The following is a 19,201-nucleotide window of genomic DNA, read 5'->3' as shown; positions in this document are numbered from 1 at the left end:
TTCTACTATTGTTCTACTTCTAATGCAGCCAAAATAAATGGCCCTAAACCGTGTGAGTTATCTATTTTTATTTTCTCTTTTATATAATATTCAAAAGAACCATCGCGGTACGGATTTCCTCCTAATCCTGCACTGGCGCAAACTTGTGTAATATGAATTTCGCCATCAGCATCAACAGTAACCATTTTTTTAGTAATGGCGTCAAAACCTTTTAAAGCGAGTTTTTTATACGATGCTGGTAAATATCCTTTTTTTGCTCCTTTCGCAAAAGCGTAAACAAACATTTCAGATCCCGAAGCTTCAAGATAATTTCCCTCTTTATTTCCTGCATCGGTAACCTGATACCATAATCCTAATTTGTCTTGATATTTTGCAACAGCTTTTGAAATATCGTTTAAATACTGAATTAGTTCTTTTCTTTTTGGATGCTCTTTTGGCATATAATCCAGAACATCAACTAAAGCCATCATATACCAGCCAATAGAACGTGACCAGAAATTTGGTGAAGTTCCTGTTTCTTTATTTGCCCATGGCATCGCTTTACTTTCATCCCAAGCATGAAAAAGCAATCCAGTTTTTTTATCCAGCGTATGCAGGTGAATTTGTTCGAATTGTTTGGCAACATCATCTAAATCTTTACCGTTGTCAAACTCAACTGTATAACGTGCATAGAATGGTGTTCCCATATACAAACCGTCGAGCCACATTTGGTACGGATATATTTTTTTGTGCCAAAATCCTCCTGAATTTGTTCTTGGATGTGTTTCTAACTGCTTTCTTAAAGTCTGCATAGCTGTTAGATAACGATTATCATTTGTTCTTTTGTAAAGTTCAAACAAAAACTTACCCGGATTTACATAATCGATATTATAATCTTCGAGTTTATAATTCATAATTTCTCCCAAAGGATTAACTACTGTTTCTCCATAAGCTTTAATGTAATCGCCATAAACAGGATTATTTGTTTTTTGATGCAGTTTTTCAAAAGAAGTCATCAATAAACCCAATTTATAATCCCATTTTGGTTTTTCGTTATTATCGACCTGCCAAGCTTTTGGAGCACGCTTGATAATAGAAAGCGCCATTCGCTCTGACCATTTTAGATCTTTTGAAATAGTACTAGAAGACTGCGCCGAAATTGCATTAAACGAAAATACAATCGCACTTATCAGTACAATTCGGGCAAAACTAAAATGGCTTTTCTTTATCATAATAAATCGTTTGTTATTTATTTAATTCTACTGCACTCAGTAAAAATGCCGCTAATGCCGGCGAACTATTGTCTTTTGTTTTACTTTTTGCATAATATTCATTTGAACCATCACGAAAAGGTTTTCCACCCAATCCTACATTGGATGAAACATTTGAAATGGTAATCTCATTATTCTCATTTGTTTTGACAAATTCCTTTACATATGCATCAAAAGATTTTTGCGCTGTTTTTTTATACGATGCATTCAAGTATCCTTTATCTGCTCCTTTTGCCAAAGCATAAATAATCATTGCAGAACCTGAGGATTCTAAATAATTGCCTGTCAATTCTGGTTTATCGGCAACTTGATACCACAATCCTGAAGGGCTTTGAGCCTTAACCGAATTCTTTGCTATTTCATTCAAATAACTTACTAATTCTTTTTGCTTTGGATTACTTTTAGGAAAATAATCCAATGTTTCTACCAATGCCATCATATACCAGCCAATTCCTCTGCTCCAAATTGTTGGCGAAGTTCCTGTTTCGGGATTTGCCCAGCCAATTTCTTTATTTTCATCCCAAGCCTGATAAGGCAATCCTGTTTTTTTGTCTAATAAATGATTGTGAACCAATTCAAATTGTTTCGCAATATCGCCTAAGCTTTTACCTTTTTCGTACTTAACCGTATATTGGGCATAAAAAGGTTCTGCCATGTACAAACCGTCAATCCACATTTGATTCGGATAAATTTGTTTGTGCCAAAATCCTCCACTTGGTGTTCTTGGCTGACTTTCGAGCTGTGTTCTTAATTGTTTGATAACCGTTAAATAGCGATTGTCTTTTGTTTCCTCATATAAATTAAACAGTAATTTTCCAGGATTTACATAATCAATATTATACTCTTTAATATCGTATTTGGCTATATTTCCGTTGCTGTCAATCAGTTCATCTGCATATTCTTTGATGTAATTGAGATATTTTTTGTCTTTTGTTTTCAAATACAATTTCTCAAAAGCAGACAAAGTCAAGCTCATTTTATAATCCCATTTTGGTTTTTCGGTTCCGTCGATCTGCCAGGCTTTCGGGTATTTATTCAGAATTGTCACTGCTGTTTTCTCTGACCATTTTGAATTGGCTGCAACTGCAATTTTATTCTGATTATCATTGTTCTGACCAGTTGTAAAAATGCTGTACAATAAGAAAAACGCAAAGACTGTTTTTTTATAATTCATTCTTATATTTTGTTTTACCACTCCCAAAGCTATCAGGATAATGGATTATTTGGATTATTCTTTGCTTGCATTTTAAACACATAGAAACATAGCTTTTGGTACTTGATAAAAGGCGTTTCACTTGCGTTAACACACATAGTATTCTATGCGTAAAAAGCGAGCTTCTTTTATACTCTTTTAAAAAACAATAAATTCTATGCTTCTATTTGTTAAATTATTTTCACGCAAATTTGCTTCGCCTGTTCGCTATCGCACGGATAGCAGATCTTGCAGATTTTTTTAATCTTATTATTCATTTATCCCGATAGCTATCAGGAGTGATAAAAACTAAAATCTACATTTTTCCTTTTTTGTTCAGAATTTCTAATTGAGCGTCTAAATATTTCACGAAATCTTCTTTCGATTTTATGCCATTTTGCTCTTGTTCCCAAGCCCCTAAAAGGTAAAATGAAGTCGCTTTTGTTGTTGGTTTAAAAACTAATAAATAATCTAAATCAGTATCAGCAATATTTTCGATTGTGTTTACTTCATAAAAAATAGCCATTCCTAATTTATCTGGAACTAAAGACTGTACACCGTAAGTTGCCAAATATGCCCATTTTTTGTTTTTACTTTCTTTTTTAAGAAGTTCTGTATTTTTCTGTTTTACAATTCCGGTACAAATTCCTTTAATTTCTTTTGAAGCCTGAATAGTATGTTTTGTATAAAGCTGATCTGGTTTTATTGTTAAAGTTGAAGTAAAATCAATTTTATCAGAAGCTGTTTTCCATCCATAATAATTCACTTTTACGCCAGATTCGTTGTTTTTATTTACAACAGTTGCAATTGTAGAATCTACTTCACGGAAATGCAGTTTTTCGTTGTTTAAATAACGATCAATTGATCCAATCCCAATTCCTTTCCCTGCTTTTAGAATATCCGCTCCCCAATCGCTCATTTCGTGATACGAATCAAAATTATCCTGACCTACAATTGGCAGAATCATTTTAGAAGTTTTCTTTCCAAAAATATCAATCGCATTTCTCCAGTCTAGATACAATCGGTATCCAATTCGGTTACTTTCCCATCCCGGACCTTCGTAACGAATATCAAAAGAATGATCTGTATGCTCTGGAGCTAGTTTTAGTCTGTCTACATTTTTAAAAACGGTTCCGCCTTTGTATTTCCTTCCCTCCCAATGTCCATCTGTTTTAGCAGAAATTTCGGCATATGTTTTAGCGGTTTTAATATCATACTTTTGAGCATTTACTGATGTCAAACCAATTAAAAATAAGGCTGCGACTGTGATTTTTGTTTTCATTTTATTGCAATTATTTGAATGTCTTTTTTAAAAAATTAGTTGTAAAATCAACGGTTGGATTAAACCAAGGCTGAAAAAACCAGAAGGAATGAGGCGAATTTTCGATTGTATGAACCTCACTATAAATCTTATATTGATTTAGAATTTTTATCATATCATCTCTTCCGGCATGAAACCTGTCGATACTGCTGTTTATAAACAATATTGGAGGTGTATTTTTATTAGCATGGCTTAAAGCCGATGCGTTTTTCCAGTTCTCTGTTTTTTCTTCATAAGAACCTCCAAGCCAAAACGATGCCATCTCTCCTTCAGAAGATTCTGGATGTCTAAATGCCAAAATGCCGTCTACATTGATGATTGCATTTACTTTTGAAGATGATTTACTTTTATTTGAAGGATCATCAAAAGCCGAAATTCCATTTGTTGTACCAATCAAAGCTGCCATTTGCCCTCCCGAAGAACAGCCTAAAACCGCAATTTTGTTTGGATCTACATTGAATTTCTTTGCATTATCTTTTATAAATCTAATCGCATTTTTTACATCATACACGCCGTACGGATATTTTGCTTCGAGCGATAATCTGTATTCTATTGTAAAACAAGAATAGCCTTTTGAAGCTATTTCTTGCCCCAAAGGATTCATTTGGCTTTTATTTCCTGATCTCCATCCGCCGCCGTGAATCATGATTACAGCGGGATTTTGTTTTTGTTTCTTATTTACAAAAGCATCTAAATGCAGTGTTCTTTCTTTTGATGTAAAATAAGCCACATCGCCAATTTTATCGATATTTTCATTCTCAGCAATAACTGGAATTGTAATCGACGGGTATTTTTTTATCAACTTAGCATAGGTGCTTTTTACGGTGTACGAAGTGTCGACACTATAAGTCTGCTGTGCATTTGCAAAGCATGTAAACCCTAATAAAATCAATACAATTTTTCGCATTAAAATCCTTTTACTTTTTAGTTAAGAAAGGAGTTCGGCACTTTGGCCAAACTCCTTTTTAACTGCTTCAAAAAAACAATAGTCTCAAAATATTAATCAATTACTAATAACCAGGATTCTGAGGAAAATCTTTATTTTGGTTTAAATCTAAAACCGATTGTGGAATTGGTCTTAAGATTTTAAGTTTACCGCCTACACCAACAAAGTTGGATGCTTTAATTTTATAATTATATGCTGAAGCTCTGTCAACCAATGTTCCTGTACGCTTCAAATCAAACCATCTTTTATATTCGCCTAACAATTCTCTACCTCTTTCATCAAGAATATAATCGATAGTGAATTGTCCGATTGTCGCATTTGCAACTCCCGCTCTTCTTCTTACTTCATTTAAACGAGCTAAACCTGTTCCTGGTTGTCCTGCTTTTAAATACGCTTCGGCAGCAATTAAGTAAGTTTCTCCCAAACGAGATACGATAATATCTCTTGTACTAACTGGTCCTGTACTTGAAGGTGTAGTTGGATCTGGATCGTCAAACTTCTTCACTGGAATAGTGTAACAGTCTAAATTTTTAATTAAAGTATGAGCTGCAGAATACTCTCCCCAAGGGTGGTAAACAAACGTAGCCGCTTTTCTTGAGGCATTTGCAGTTTCCCAAGCTGTTCTGTCAGCAGGCGTAAACCATTTTGGCTCGTAAAAGTGTCTTACTTTTAATGATGCTGGATTTGAACTTCTATAGTATGGATAGTACAAAATAGTTTTAGTAACTCCATTTGTAGTTTCTGGACCTTCAAGAATTTCAGTCATGAAAGTAGCATCCCATCTTTTATCTCCTTTTTCATATAATCCTAAAGCATAATCTGTCGGGCATAAATTGTAGCTTCTTAACGGTGCTCCAGTTTCTGCTCCACCTAAGTAAGAACTAAAATAGTAAAACTGATTATTCCCTAATTTTGTTGGGTCTGTACTTGTTGATGCTTTATCATATTGTACAGAAAAAATCGTTTCAGCATTTAAATCGTTTCCAGGTTTAAATAATTGATCAAAAGCAATTGCCAAAGTTTGTCCTGCAATCGCAGCATCAGCATAAGATGCAGCCTTAGTAAAATCATCTGCTTTACCAAATGTTTCGTATCCTCTTGTTAAGTAAACTTTTGCCAATAAATCATTTACGGCTCTTTTGTTTACTTTTCCTGCTGAGCTATAAGCTGCAGTTCCAACATTTGCCAATGCGAAATCTAAATCACCTATAATCTGTGTATATACTTCTTCGGCTGAATTTCTGGTAAAAGATAAAATTGGTGTTGAAATATAATCGTTTACAACTGGAACACCACCGTAAGTCTGCACCAACAAAAAGTAAGCTTGTGCTCTTAAAAATCTTGCTTCACCTACCTGAGCATTTAAAATTGAAGTCTGCTCTGTTATAGTCGAAAAATGAATCGTTTTATTTACCGCCTGAATCAATTGATAACAAGGATTGTATAAATCTGCCACATTATCTGATGAAGGTATTAAAAGTGTATATTGACTTAAACCTGCAGGTTCTGGCCCTCTTCCTTCTGCATACATATCTGTTCCTGACTCAAAAAGCCACGGATTTCCACCATATATACCTTTTAACCAAGCGTAATTTGTGTTTACCAATAATTGAAATCCAGATGCGGTTTTATAGGTTGCATCTGCGGGTACATAAGAACGGCTTTCTTCTTCAATATAATCACTGCATGAACTTACAGATACAGCGATTATTCCTAACATTATTATTATTTTTTTCATTTGATATCTTTATTAAAATTTAACACTTAATCCCAATTGTGTAGTAACAGATGCTGGACGATTTACTCCAAATGGCGAACCTGCCCACTCTGGATCGTACCCGTCAAATTTTGTAAATACAAATGGGTCTAAAACATTTACATAAACTCTTAGATTACTGATTTTTAGTTTTTTCAACAATTCAGAATCTAGTGTATAACCTAAAGATATATTTTTAATTTTCACGTAAGAAGCATCTCTATAATATCCAAATAAAGAAGTCCAATAAGCTCCAGCTCCTGTTGCAACTGGTCCTGGTCTTGGATTTTGAGTGTTTGCATTAGCAGGAATTCCTGTACCATTAGTTGGAATAAAATAGTCCATTGCAATTTTCTGACGTCCTCTATCGCTTACATCAGCAAAGTTTTGGTGAAAAGTACTCAAAACAGTTTGCCCTTGGCTAGTTAAAACTGAGAAATTGAAATCAAACTGTCCAACAGTTAATTTTGAATAAAAACTTCCCTGCCATTCTGGGTTTGGATTACCAATTACAGTTCTATCATCCTGATTAAATTTACCATCATTATTTAAGTCTTTTGGTCTTGCTTGTCCAGGAGCCATTCCGTAAGTCGCTGCTTGAGCAGCTTCACTTTCTTGCCAAACTCCATCATAAACATAATTGTAATTAGGATTCAAAGGTGCTCCAAGAATCAGTTTATTACCAATATCACTTACTTTATCTTGATTGTAAATTGACTCTAATTTGTTTACGTTTTTAGTAAATGTAAAAGTTGTTTCCCAATTTACATTTTTAGATTTAATGTTTTTTGTTGTCAATAAAACCTCAATACCTTTGTTACTTACAGATCCAACATTGGCAAATGTATTTTTCCAGCCTGTTTCTGCTGGTAATTGCTGCTTGTAAATTAAATCATCTGATAATCTGTCATAAACGTCAACACTACCGCTAATACGGTTTTTTAAGAATCCAAAATCAACTCCTAAATTGTATTCTCTTGTTTTTTCCCAAGTTAAATTTGGGTTCGCTAAATTTTCTGACTGCCATCCAGAAACAACATTTGCTCCTGCAGCATAAAATGTCTGCTGATTTAGTAATGCTTGAGAAGTATATGGCGCAACGTTATCATTTCCTGTATAACCTAAACTCGCACGTAATTTTAAATCAGAAACTACTGAACTGTTTTCTAAGAAAGACTCTTTGCTGATTTTCCATCCTAATGCTACAGAAGGGAAACTCTGCCATTTATTACCTTCAGATAAAACAGAAGAACCATCCCATCTTGTAGAAGCTGTAATTAAATATTTGTCTTTATAGGCATAGTTTAAACGAACTGCATAAGAGTTTAAGGTATTCTTTGCATAAGATGATTTTACTACATAACTGGTTTGTACTCCAGAACCCATGTTATCTGTTCCTACATCAAAAGGCTGATTGTTAGAATACAAAGAAGAAAACTCATCAACATTTGAGTACAAACTTTGTAATAACAATAAACTAAAATCATGTACATCGTTAAAAGTATGTTTTAAATCAATTTGATTGTCCCAAGTATAATTGAAGTTATTTGAGTTTTCAAGAGTTGCAGAATTCTTTCCATTTAATGTTACCCCTGCATTTGTTTGTGCAGTATAAGCCTTTGAGCCTTGTGTATCCATAATACCTGCAGCAAATGTAGTTTTGAACGAAAGCCATTTTAAAGGCTGATATTGAAAATAAGCATTACCAACTGTCTGCCATGTTTTCTCTGTTTGAGAAGAATTAGCAATCTCCATTAATGGGTTTACTGTAGACGTTTTATTAATTGCCCAAGAACCATCAGGATAAGTTAATTTACCAGGTAAGAAAAATAAAGTTCCTACTTTTTCATTTCCAGCTGCATCAACAGCCCAAGGAGACATTAAAGGACTTAGTCTAAAAGCATCCTGCATAGCTAAATCACTTCCTAATTGATTGTCTAATCTTGCAATTGTAACATTTACTCCTGTAGAAAACTTGTCATTAATTTTATGATTTAGTCCTAATTTAAAAGAGTATTTGTCTGTTGAATCATTATCTATAAGACCTCTGTCACTTTGAATACCAAATCCTAAGTTATAACTCAAACCAGAATCTGAACGACCAGAAATATTTAAGTAGTTATTCTCAGTCATTCCAGTTTTAAGTACTGCATCATACCAGTCATAATTATAACCGCTATTGGCGCGTGAAACTAATAATGGACTTTGATTTCCTGCTAATGCTGCTAATTGAGCTGGAGTCTGCGTTGCAGGAGTAGCACTCATGTAAGCCACTTGGTGAAATTTCCACCATTCTTCTCCAGTCATCATTTTTGGAAGTCTAGCTGCTGTTTTATTTCCATAAGAAGTATCAAATGTTACACTGATACCTGCTTTTGCACTTGTACCACTTTTTGTCGTAACAATAATAACTCCATTAGATCCTCTAGAACCATAAATTGCCGCTGAAGACGCATCTTTTAAAACATCCATTCTAGCAATATCCTGTGGATTTAAGAAATCAATTCCATCCATTGGAACTCCGTCAACTACATATAGTGGAGAAGAACCAACCATGCTTGGATTACTAGAATCTGCGATTAGAGAGTTATTTCCTCTAATTACTACTTTAAATCCATCACCCGCACGACCTGTACTAGATGAAATTTGAACTCCAGGAGTACTTCCCTGAATTGCTTCAAGCGGACTGATTGTATTTCTTTCTGTAATTGTAGCCGCATTAATTGTACTTACTGAACCGGTAAGATCTGTTTTCTTAACAGAACCGTATCCTACTACTACAACTTCATTTAATGAATTTGACTGCTCTACAAGACTAACATTTACTTTGCTTTTTCCAGCAACACTTACTTCCTGAGTTTGAAAACCCAGATAGCTTATTATTAAAACTGCTTTATTACTTGTTACATTTATCTTGAAACTTCCTTCAAAATCTGTCGAAGTTCCATTTTTGGTTCCTTTCTCGTTAATGTTTACCCCTGGCAGTGACAATCCCGACGCATCTGTAATTTTCCCTTCTATTGTGGTAGACTGTGCTTTTGCTGAAAAGCTCACCAGAAAATTTAGGAAAAATAAAAATACAATATTGTATTTTATTTTTCTCTTTAATGATTGTTTAATGTTCATAATTTTGTTTAGTGGTTTTTTGGTTAATTGATAGTTACTTGTCCTTAATTATTTACTTTTCTTTCATTGATATAGGTATTAATAAATTTTATTTTCTTTACATTTTTTAATTTATAGATCGAATCTACTTTTTGAATTTTTACGTTTTTAAGGGTTACATTTTCTACTGGAGATTCCTTGTAACCTTCTGCCCAAACGCTGTATTTTCCACCATTTTTTACATTTACATTCTCAAGACTTATGTTCCTTATCGTTGGTACAAAATTTCCAGTTTGTGATCCGTAAACATTATAAAACATGTTTAACTTCAATACACATTCTTTCACAGTTCCTACTTCAAGGTTTCTAACATAAACATCTTCGATTACACCGCCTCTTTTTGAATTGGTTTTGATTCGAATGGCACGATCCAAATTTGGACTGTCCATATTGCAGTTTTCTACAAAAACATTATTCACACCGGCTGATATTTCGCTTCCAATAACTACGCCTCCGTGCCCGTCGATCATTTTACAGTTTTGCACAATGATATTTTTACTTGGTAATCCCACTCTTCTTCCATCAGCATCACGACCTGCTTTAATCGCAATACAGTCATCACCTGTATTGAAAGTACAGTTTCTAATTATTATATTTTGAGAATACTCAGGATCGCAGCCATCGTTGTTTGGTCCGTGGCTGTTTACCGTTACACCGTCAATAATCATATTGTTTGTTTTGATAGGATGTAAAATCCAAAAAGGAGCATTTATTACCGTTATATCCTTTACTAAAACGATGTTACATTCAAAAAACTCAATAAAATTTGGTCGCAGATATCTTCCTTCTCCAAAAACTCTTTCCGCTATTGGAACACCTTTTTCAGCCATATCTACCAAAACTTCACGATTGTTTGGATCATTCTGAGACGGAATACCTTTTTTCCAGCCATAATTTTTTCCGCCAGACCAAATCCACCAATTTGTACTGTCTGCCTGTCCGTTTAGAGTTCCTTTTCCAGTTACAGCAACATTCGTTTTACCCTTAGCGTAAATAAGCGGTGAATAATTCATTACTTCAGTTCCTTCCCAAGAAGTATGAACAATTGGATATTCTTTTGGATTCAGACTAAAAAGAATTTCAGCATTATCTTCTAAATGCAGATTTACATTACTCTCTAAATGAATCGGACCTGTAAGGTATTTCCCATTCGGAACCAAAACTTTTCCTCCTCCATTTGATGCACAAGCTTTAATTGCTTTTTCAAAAGCTAAAGTATTTGACGTTTTTGCATCAGCTATTGCTCCAAAATCGTTTACATTATATGTTTTATCTGGAAAATGAGTTTCTGGAATACTTTTTATTATCGATTCCATTCTTTTCCAAGGATCCGCTTCTGTTACACTATTAATCTTTTTTGAACATGATAAAACCATCACAACCATTATGCTGTAAAAAACAACCCTTTTGCACGTTACACCTTTATCTTTAATCATTTGAACAGAATTAATAGTTTAATAAGCGAAAACATCAATAATTATGTAATCGATTACACGAAATTAGAAAATATGTTTCAACGAACCAAATTTATTTAGAAAAAATTTATACTTTTAATTTTTATTAATAATTATTATTACATTTAATGCAAAAAATATTATAATTTATTATCATTGTAAAACAGAAATCGTTTGAGTAATGAATTATGGTAATCGATAACATTAAATATTACATTATATAAAAAAATGTATTTTTGTCTATAAATTAATTTGTAAAATCTCTTTTTAATGAGCGAAAAAGTAACCATTTATGATATTGCCGAAAAATTAAATATCACTGCAGCTACTGTTTCCAGAGCACTTAATAATAATCCTAAAATAAAAGAAAGCACTCGGGAATTGGTTATTAAAACAGCTGCTTCAATGAATTACAAGCAAAACAAGCTTGCATTAGCATTAAAAAGCGGCAGAAGCAATAATATTGGAGTAATTGTACCTAGAATTGACAGCAATTTTTTCGCCTCGGTTATTAGAGGAATTGAAGAAGAACTGCATCCGCACGGTTATCAGGTAATTATCTGCCAAACTCATGAAAGCAAAAAAAGAGAAAATGAAAATCTATATACTTTAATAGATGCACAGGTCGACGGCATAATCATGTCTGTTACTGATGTTACCTCTGAAAACGACAATGCTTTTCATAACGTACTGCAAAAAAACGTTCCTTTAATCTTTTTTGATAGAAGTAAACATATCGACGGAGTGAGCTCTGTAACTATTAACGACTTTAGAGGCGGTTATTTAACCACAAAACACTTAATTAATGAAGGCTGTAGATGTATTGCTCACTTATCTGGTGACCAATCATTAGATATTTTTAAAAACAGGTTTTTAGGTTACAAACAAGCTTTACTTGACAACGGAATGATATTTAGAGAAGAATATGTAATCCCTGTAAAAAGTAGTGTTGATGCCGGAAAAGAAGCAGTTGACAAATTATTACAATTAGAAACACCTCCTGATGCTATATTCTCTTCGAGTGATTTTGCCGCTTTAGGTGCAATACAAGAGCTAAAAGAGAGAAACATCAGTATTCCAAAAGAATTTTGTGTCGCAGGATTTAGTAATGAACCTTTTACCAAATTCATGGAATTGTCTATTACTTCTGTTGATCAATCTCCCCTGGAAATGGGAAAAATGTCTGCTCGCGTTTTCTTAGAACAAGTAGACAAAACCGATACTATTAAAATCGAAAAAAAGGTTGTTCTTGCTCCAGAATTACACATTCGTAAATCATCATCCAGAACTACCTTTTAGTTTTTCGTCTGAAACCATATAAGTTACATAAGTAAATTTAAGTTTAGTTTAAAATGTAACAAAAAAAGCAGCTCTTACGGAGCTGCTTTTTTATTGTAAGTACAATCTAGAATGAACTTATATCATTTATATGGTAAAGAAAAAGACGCACTGCTGTGCGTCTTAATATATATATGTTTAAATCTCTTCTTATAAAGAAACTCCTCTTTTCCAAGGAATAAAATCGTTTTGATTTAAAATCGCCGCTTTGGTTTTAATTGTACCACTTGCAACATCAATAATGAATTCTAACATTTCATCAGCCATTTCATCAATTGATTTTTCACCAGTGATAATACCGCCAGTATCAATATCAATAATATCAGACATTTTAGCCGCTAATTGCGTGTTTGATGAAATCTTTACAACTGGAGCAATTGGATTACCTGTAGGCGTTCCTAAACCTGTTGTAAACAATACCATATTTGCACCAGAACCTACCATTGCAGTCGTACATTCAACATCATTACCTGGTGTGCAAAGCAATGTAAAGCCTGGTTCGTTAATATATTCTCCATAATCGAAAACACCTGTAATTGGCGATGTTCCTCCCTTTTTAGCAGCACCAGCCGATTTCATTGCATCTGTAATCAAACCATCTTTAATGTTACCTGGAGAAGGATTCATATCGAATCCTGAACCTGCATCTACAACTGTTTTTTCGTACCATTGCATTAAGTCTAAGAAACGTTTTCCATCCTTATCATCTATACAACGATTTACCAATTCTTGTTCTACTCCACATAATTCAGGAAATTCAGAAAGAATTGTAGTTCCTCCCAAAGCAACTAAATGATCAGATAACACTCCCAATGTTGGGTTTGCTGAAATTCCAGAAAATCCGTCAGATCCACCACACTCTAAACCAATTCTTAGTTTAGATAATGGAGCTGGTTCTCTCTTTATTTCATTTGCTTTTTTAATTGCTTCAAAAGTATCTTTTACAACACTGCTCAACATAGTTTCAATTGTCCCAATAGATTGCTGATCGTAAATCAAAACTGGTTTTTTACTATTTGGATTTATTGCATCTAAAGCGTCTTTGAAAATTTGAATTTGCAGATTCTGACATCCTAAACTCAAAACAGTAGCACCAGCAACATTAGGATTATTTACATAACCTGCTAATAATTTAGCTAAACTGTGAGAATCCTGACGAATTCCGCCGCAGCCGCCTTGGTGCGTAATGAATTTTACTTCAATATTATTAAACAAATTAGCATCATTTGAAGCCGCTTCATTACCTGCTCCGCCTGTTTCTGATTTTACCAAAGAACGCAGTAATAACTGGTAATCATTTTCTTTTGGTTTCATCAATTCTTTCTCAAAAATATCTTTTAAGATTTCGATGTTTCTGTTTTCACAAAATACTAATGGAAAAAACAACCAAACATTTTCAGTTCCAACCTGACCATCTTCTCTATGAAAACCCTGCCAAGTTCTATCTTTCCATTTATCAACATTTGGAGCTGTCCAGCCAATAGTTTCTGTTTTACCAGTAACTTTATCGCTTTCGTGCTTCACGTTTACAGTAGAAAGCAATCCTCCTTTTTCGATTCTTGCACTTGCTTTTCCTACCAAAACACCATACATAATGATTCTGTCTCCCACATTAAAAGGAACCATTGCAATCTTATGTTTCATTTTTACATCAGACTCAATAGTAATTGATTCTCCTTCGAAATCAATTACTTCGCCCGCTGTAAGATTCACCAAAGCAACCGCTACATTGTCGGTTGGATGAACTTTTATAAGTTTTTTTTGCGTTGCCATAATTAACCCTTGTTCTTTATTTTTTTATCTTTTTTTTATTTTATTCTTTCCTGAAACTTAGCAAAGCCAGCTTCAATACCATTTGCATCAATTTCCTCTAATGCAATTGTAATTGCTTTTGTTAATCCAGAGATTTCAGTTAAATCCTCATCCCAGAAACTTTTATTTTGTAATGTTAAACGAGCGATTTTTTCATAATCATCCGATTTCCAAAGTCCGCTGAAGAAAGCTGTAATATCTTCACCATCTTTAACCGGTAAACTTTCACCATTCCAAGTTCCTTTGTAGAAACGAATTAAACTCGCTAATGAAAAAGTCAAATTAACAGGCAATTTTTGGTTAGCCTTATAATATCCTAATAAACTAGGCAAAACTCTTACTTTGAATTTCGATACAGAATTTAATGCAATATCAGCAAGCGCATGTTTGATAAATGGATTTTTAAATCGGTCCATTACTTCCTCAGAATAGGCCGTAATTTCATTTTTGTCCATATCAAGAGTTTCACTAATTTCACTAATAACGCTATTTACAAATTTTCCAGTAAAATCTCCGTTAACAGTTTCCATTACTAATTTATTACCATGCAAAAGTGAAAAAGGAACCATTGCCGTATGCGCACCGTTTAAAATACGAACTTTAATCATTTTAAAAGGACGTATATCATCAACGATTTTTACATTCAAATCTGTTTTGTGAAAAGGCAATTTTGCTTTTAGATCATCTCCTCCTTCAATAGCCCAAAGGAAAAAAGGTTCAGCCGCAACAATTAAATTGTCCTGATAATCTAATTTATTATTGTATTCTTCAATTTCAGCTCTTGGATATCCAGGAACAATTCTGTCAACCAAAGTACTATGATAGGTACAAGCATCTGATACCCAAGTTTTAAATGCATCTTCTAATTTCCATAAATCAACATATTGTAAAATATATTTTTTAAGCGTCTCAGAGTTATAATCAATTAATTCACAAGGAATTATTGTAACTCCTTTAGAAGCATCTCCATTAAAATGCTTAAATCTTTCATATAATAAAACAGTCAATTTTGCAGGAAATGACACTGGCGGCTGCATATCTGGAGTATCACTTTCAATAAATTCAATTCCAGCTTCTGTAGTATTAGAAACAATAAACTGAAGTTCTTCTTCTTTAGCTAAAGCCAAATAATTTGTAAATTCAGTATATGGGTTTATAGTTTTTACGATATTAGTAATTAACTCAATGTCTTGTATCTTTTCACCTTTTTTAATTCCGTTCATAAACAAGGTATAAAGACCGTCCTGATCATTTATCATATTTACCATACCGTCCTTCAAAGGTTGAACTATTGCAATACCAGCATTAAAATCAACTTCTTTATTTAGTTTGTAAAAAGCATAATCAACAAAGGCTCTTAAAAAGTTACCTTCTCCAAACTGAACTACCTTAATTGGCTGTAACTTTTCTAATCCTGTATTTATTCTATTTAATTTTTTCATCTTAAATTTTCTTTAATGCGTTATAAATAACCATTTATAAACCCTATATCTTTATTTCTGCCTTTTAAATTGTAAATGAAACATTACACTTGAATGTAAAATAAAACCCGCTGTGAGGAGTGACAGAAATTATTTTGCAAGCGTAATGTTCAATTACAACCTCTAAAAATCTAAAAAAAACTTATAAAATAAGGAGTTTGGCATGATTACCCCTTAATCTTATTTTCTTATATCTTTTATAATGTCAAGAACTTGCTTCACTTTTGCAGTCAGTCCTTCGAAGTCTTTATTATCTAATATGTCTTTTGAAATCAATTGTGAACCTAAACCTACACAAGTTGCCCCAGCATTCAACCACGAGCTCAAACTTTCAACCGTTGGATAAACTCCTCCTGTTGGCATAATGTTTGTCCACGGACATGGTCCTTTTATTGCTTTAATAAACTCCGGACCGTAAGTATCTGCTGGGAATAATTTTACAATTTCACAGCCTAATTCTTCTGCTCTTGCAATTTCCGTCAGTGTACCACAGCCTGGCGACCACAATACTTTACGACGATTACAAGCTATTGCTATATCTTCTCTAAAAACTGGTGTAACAATAAAATTTGCTCCTAAACTCATATACAATGAAGCTGCTGCTGCATCTGTAATAGAGCCAACTCCTAAAATCATTCCTGGAAGTTCAGCCAAAGCATATTTATTTAAAGCTCCAAAAACTTCGTGAGCAAAGTCACCTCTGCTGGTAAATTCCATCAATCTAGAACCACCATCATAACAAGCTTTTAAAACTTTTTTACTTAATTCGATGTCAGAATGAAAAAACAATGGAACCATTCCGTTATCTTTCATTGTCTGCGCAACCTCTATTCTTGAAAACTTTGCCATATTTCTCTTAATTATCTTGATACTAATGCAGAACCATCACCATCAATCATATTTTCAACTTCTTTTAAAGTAACCAAATTATAATCTCCTGCAATTGTATGCTTTAAACAACAAGCTGCAACTGCAAAATCTAATGCTCTCTGGTTATTATTTTGATATTCTAACAATCCGTAAATCAATCCTCCCATGAAAGCATCACCGCTTCCTACTCTATCTACAACCGGCGTTACTTCTTTAACAGCCGCTTGATAAACCGCTTTTCCGTCAAACAAAATCCCGCCAATTCTTTGATGAGATGCACTTACAGAATAACGCAATGTTGTAGCCGCCACTTTTAAATTTGGAATCAATTCAAACAACTTTGTATACAAAACAGGAAGTGTTTTTTCATCCTGATAATTTGGATTCACTTTCGGAATTCCTAACATAAAATATGCTGTATCGATATCACCTAAAATAACATTACTATATTTCAGCATTTCTGGCATAACTTCACTTGGTGTTTTACCGTATTGCCAAAGTTTTGATCTGTAATTTAAATCACATGAAATTTTAATTCCAAGTTTGTGAGCCGTTTTAATCGCTTCTAAACAAGCTTCTGCAGCGCTTTGTGAAATTGCTGGCGTAATACCGCTCCAGTGAAACCATTCAGCTCCTTCAAGAACTTTTTCCCAGTCAATTTGTCCTTTTTCAATAGTCGACATTGCACTGTGCGCACGATCGTAAACTACGTTGCTTCCTCGTGTTCCTGCACCTGTTTCAAGAAAATAAATCCCTAAACGTTCTCCTCCGTAAAGAATATTTTTAGACTCTACGTTCATTTTTCTGATTTCTTTTAATGCAGAAAAACCGATTTCATTTTCAGGCAGTCTTGTGACAAATTCAGCATTTACACCATAATTCGCTAAGGAAACACATACATTGAATTCTCCGCCTCCATACGTAGCGCCAAATGCTGTAGATTGTGAAAAACGCAAGTGTCTTTCTGTTGATAAACGCAGCATGATTTCTCCAAATGCAACTACTCTACTCATATTTTTTATTGTTTTTACCAGTAAAAATATTTTTTTTCACCATTAAGACATTAAGAGAATTAAGCTTTACTTTTTTAATTCTATACTTTAAAAAATTAACTTTATTAAGCATTTCTGCTTTATTATCTTTTCATCTTAAAAATAAATTTTAAGCTCAAAACTTAATTTCCTTAATATCTTAATGGTTCAAAAAAAATTAAAATTTGAAATATTCTTTAGCATTGTTATATGAAATATCAGAAACTAATTTCCCAATCCATTCCATATCATTTGGAAGTTCTCCTCTTTTGATTTCGTCTCCTAAAAGATTACAAAGAATACGTCTGAAATACTCGTGTCTTGGGAATGATAAGAAACTTCTTGAATCTGTAAGCATTCCAACAAAACAACTTATTAATCCCATATTTGAAAGCGCATTTAACTGCTTTGTCATTCCGTCTTTTTGATCTAAAAACCACCATCCAGAACCAAATTGTACTTTTCCACGAACGCTTCCATCGTTGAAATTTCCAATCATTGTTGCCATAACTTCATTATCGGCAGGATTTAAGTTGTAGATAATTGTTTTAGTCAATTTATCTTTACTGTCTAACGCGTTCAAAAAGCTTGATAATTTTTGTGCTTGCGGATAATCTCCAATAGAATCCCAACCAGTATCAGGGCCTAAAATTCTGTGCATACGAGCATTATTGTTACGCAATGCCCCTAAGTGAAACTGCTGTACCCATCCGAATTCATGATAAGTTTCAGATAAGAATACTAAAACAGCACTTTGGAATTTTAAAGCTTCTTCTGGAGTTATGATTCTGTTTTCTCTTTTCTTTTTGAAAATTGAACTGATTTCAGATTCTGTAAATTCTTCAAAATAAATTTGATCTAAACCGTGATCACTCAATTTACATCCATTTGCATTAAAGAACTCAATTCTGTTTCTTAATGCTGTTTGTAAATCAGCGTAAGTATTAATTGCAACTCCAGACACATCCCCTAATGTGTCTAGATATGCATTATAACCATCATTAGAAATTAAGATAGCTTTATCTGGTCTGAAAGCTGTACTCATCTTTGTTCCAATTGGATTTTTTGCCAATTTCTGATGAAATTCTAAAGAATCAATTGGGTCTTCCGTAGTACAAACTAATTCAGCGTTTACTTTTTTTAGCAGATTTTGTGTACTGTAAGCTTGAGAATTAATTTTCTCAGTCGTTTCGATATAAATTTTTTCTGCCGATTTTTCATTCAGCAAATCGTAGATATCAAAATAACGAGCTAATTCTAAATGCGTCCAGTGATACAAAGGATTACGCATAGTATACGGAACTGTTTTCGCCCAGTTTAAGAACTTATCTTTATCTGAACCATTTCCTGTTACAAACTGCTCATTGATTCCTAGTGTACGCATTGCACGCCATTTGTAATGATCTCCGTTAATCCAAACCTGAGTTATATTGTCAAAAATTTTATCTTCGGCAATAAACTGAGGATTTAGGTGATTATGGTAATCAATTATAGGCTGATTTTTTGAATAGTTATGATATAACTCTTCAGCAAATTTATTTTCTAATAAAAAATTATCGTTTATGAATGTCTGATTGCTCATGTC

13 protein-coding genes are annotated in these 19,201 nt (G+C 33.5%); 1 reads left to right on the top strand and 12 read right to left on the bottom strand.

Going from position 1 to position 19,201, the window contains the following annotated elements; all coding sequences use genetic code 11:
* Positions 1–5: 5 nt before the first annotated feature.
* From BOW57_RS17080 to BOW57_RS17050, 7 genes are all read right to left on the bottom strand, one after another.
* The gene (locus tag BOW57_RS17080; RefSeq protein ID WP_129055982.1) at positions 6–1,211 is read right to left on the bottom strand and encodes a glycoside hydrolase family 105 protein; all 1,206 of its coding nucleotides are present in this window, start codon (positions 1,209–1,211) and stop codon (positions 6–8) included.
* Between the two features lie 13 nt (positions 1,212–1,224).
* Positions 1,225–2,424, bottom strand: coding sequence for a glycoside hydrolase family 105 protein (locus BOW57_RS17075; protein ID WP_129055981.1), 1,200 nt, complete (start codon positions 2,422–2,424; stop codon positions 1,225–1,227).
* 334 nt (positions 2,425–2,758) lie between these two features.
* Positions 2,759–3,724, bottom strand: a complete 966-nt coding sequence (locus BOW57_RS17070; protein ID WP_089054083.1) for a DUF4861 family protein — start codon at positions 3,722–3,724, stop codon at positions 2,759–2,761.
* A gap of 10 nt (positions 3,725–3,734) precedes the next feature.
* On the bottom strand, positions 3,735–4,670 hold the full coding sequence (locus BOW57_RS17065; RefSeq protein ID WP_129055979.1) for an alpha/beta hydrolase: 936 nt from the start codon (positions 4,668–4,670) through the stop codon (positions 3,735–3,737).
* Between the two features lie 103 nt (positions 4,671–4,773).
* Positions 4,774–6,447, bottom strand: a complete 1,674-nt coding sequence (locus BOW57_RS17060; protein WP_129055977.1) for a RagB/SusD family nutrient uptake outer membrane protein — start codon at positions 6,445–6,447, stop codon at positions 4,774–4,776.
* Between the two features lie 12 nt (positions 6,448–6,459).
* Positions 6,460–9,591: a TonB-dependent receptor gene (locus BOW57_RS17055; RefSeq protein WP_129055975.1), complete on the bottom strand. Its 3,132-nt coding sequence runs from the start codon at positions 9,589–9,591 to the stop codon at positions 6,460–6,462.
* Between the two features lie 44 nt (positions 9,592–9,635).
* Complete coding sequence (locus tag BOW57_RS17050; protein ID WP_129055973.1) at positions 9,636–11,066, bottom strand: glycoside hydrolase family 28 protein; 1,431 nt, start codon at positions 11,064–11,066, stop codon at positions 9,636–9,638.
* Positions 11,067–11,354: 288 nt separating this feature from the next.
* Here BOW57_RS17050 and BOW57_RS17045 point away from each other — a divergent pair, with 288 nt between their 5' ends.
* Complete coding sequence (locus BOW57_RS17045) at positions 11,355–12,383, top strand: LacI family DNA-binding transcriptional regulator (protein ID WP_089054078.1); 1,029 nt, start codon at positions 11,355–11,357, stop codon at positions 12,381–12,383.
* Positions 12,384–12,572: 189 nt separating this feature from the next.
* Here the strand turns inward: BOW57_RS17045 and BOW57_RS17040 are convergent, their stop codons facing one another.
* The 5 genes from BOW57_RS17040 to uxaC all read right to left on the bottom strand — a co-directional run bounded on the left by BOW57_RS17040 (position 12,573) and on the right by uxaC (position 19,198).
* Positions 12,573–14,195 (bottom strand): UxaA family hydrolase, encoded by a 1,623-nt coding sequence (locus BOW57_RS17040; protein ID WP_129055971.1) that lies wholly within the window; start codon positions 14,193–14,195, stop codon positions 12,573–12,575.
* A 35-nt stretch (positions 14,196–14,230) separates the two neighbouring features.
* Complete coding sequence (locus tag BOW57_RS17035; RefSeq protein WP_129055969.1) at positions 14,231–15,676, bottom strand: tagaturonate reductase; 1,446 nt, start codon at positions 15,674–15,676, stop codon at positions 14,231–14,233.
* Positions 15,677–15,895: 219 nt separating this feature from the next.
* Positions 15,896–16,564, bottom strand: coding sequence for a bifunctional 4-hydroxy-2-oxoglutarate aldolase/2-dehydro-3-deoxy-phosphogluconate aldolase (locus BOW57_RS17030; protein ID WP_129055967.1), 669 nt, complete (start codon positions 16,562–16,564; stop codon positions 15,896–15,898).
* An 11-nt stretch (positions 16,565–16,575) separates the two neighbouring features.
* A complete protein-coding gene (locus BOW57_RS17025) occupies positions 16,576–17,598 on the bottom strand; it encodes a sugar kinase (RefSeq protein WP_129024950.1) in 1,023 nt (340 codons plus the stop codon).
* Between the two features lie 196 nt (positions 17,599–17,794).
* Entirely contained in the window at positions 17,795–19,198 is a 1,404-nt protein-coding gene (uxaC, locus tag BOW57_RS17020; RefSeq protein WP_129055965.1) for a glucuronate isomerase, read from the bottom strand.
* Positions 19,199–19,201 lie beyond the last annotated feature (3 nt).

This window comes from Flavobacterium sp. YO64 (assembly GCF_004119505.1).
Taxonomy (GTDB): Bacteria; Bacteroidota; Bacteroidia; order Flavobacteriales; family Flavobacteriaceae; genus Flavobacterium; species Flavobacterium oncorhynchi.
The sequence above is the reverse complement of the archived record's forward strand: the minus strand, read 5'-3'. Positions and strand labels throughout refer to the sequence as shown.

Bases quoted from the DNA above. Each gene is read 5' to 3' on its own strand.
- BOW57_RS17040 (WP_129055971.1), bottom strand. From the start codon at position 14,195: ATGGCAACGCAAAAAAAACTTATAAAAGTTCATCCAACCGACAATGTA.
- BOW57_RS17075 (WP_129055981.1), bottom strand. From the start codon at position 2,424: ATGAATTATAAAAAAACAGTCTTTGCGTTTTTCTTATTGTACAGCATT.
- uxaC (WP_129055965.1), bottom strand. From the start codon at position 19,198: ATGAGCAATCAGACATTCATAAACGATAATTTTTTATTAGAAAATAAA.
- BOW57_RS17030 (WP_129055967.1), bottom strand. From the start codon at position 16,564: ATGGCAAAGTTTTCAAGAATAGAGGTTGCGCAGACAATGAAAGATAAC.
- BOW57_RS17050 (WP_129055973.1), bottom strand. From the start codon at position 11,066: ATGATTAAAGATAAAGGTGTAACGTGCAAAAGGGTTGTTTTTTACAGC.
- BOW57_RS17055 (WP_129055975.1), bottom strand. From the start codon at position 9,591: ATGAACATTAAACAATCATTAAAGAGAAAAATAAAATACAATATTGTA.
- BOW57_RS17060 (WP_129055977.1), bottom strand. From the start codon at position 6,447: ATGAAAAAAATAATAATAATGTTAGGAATAATCGCTGTATCTGTAAGT.
- BOW57_RS17035 (WP_129055969.1), bottom strand. From the start codon at position 15,676: ATGAAAAAATTAAATAGAATAAATACAGGATTAGAAAAGTTACAGCCA.
- BOW57_RS17045 (WP_089054078.1), top strand. From the start codon at position 11,355: ATGAGCGAAAAAGTAACCATTTATGATATTGCCGAAAAATTAAATATC.
- BOW57_RS17070 (WP_089054083.1), bottom strand. From the start codon at position 3,724: ATGAAAACAAAAATCACAGTCGCAGCCTTATTTTTAATTGGTTTGACA.
- BOW57_RS17080 (WP_129055982.1), bottom strand. From the start codon at position 1,211: ATGATAAAGAAAAGCCATTTTAGTTTTGCCCGAATTGTACTGATAAGT.
- BOW57_RS17065 (WP_129055979.1), bottom strand. From the start codon at position 4,670: ATGCGAAAAATTGTATTGATTTTATTAGGGTTTACATGCTTTGCAAAT.
- BOW57_RS17025 (WP_129024950.1), bottom strand. From the start codon at position 17,598: ATGAGTAGAGTAGTTGCATTTGGAGAAATCATGCTGCGTTTATCAACA.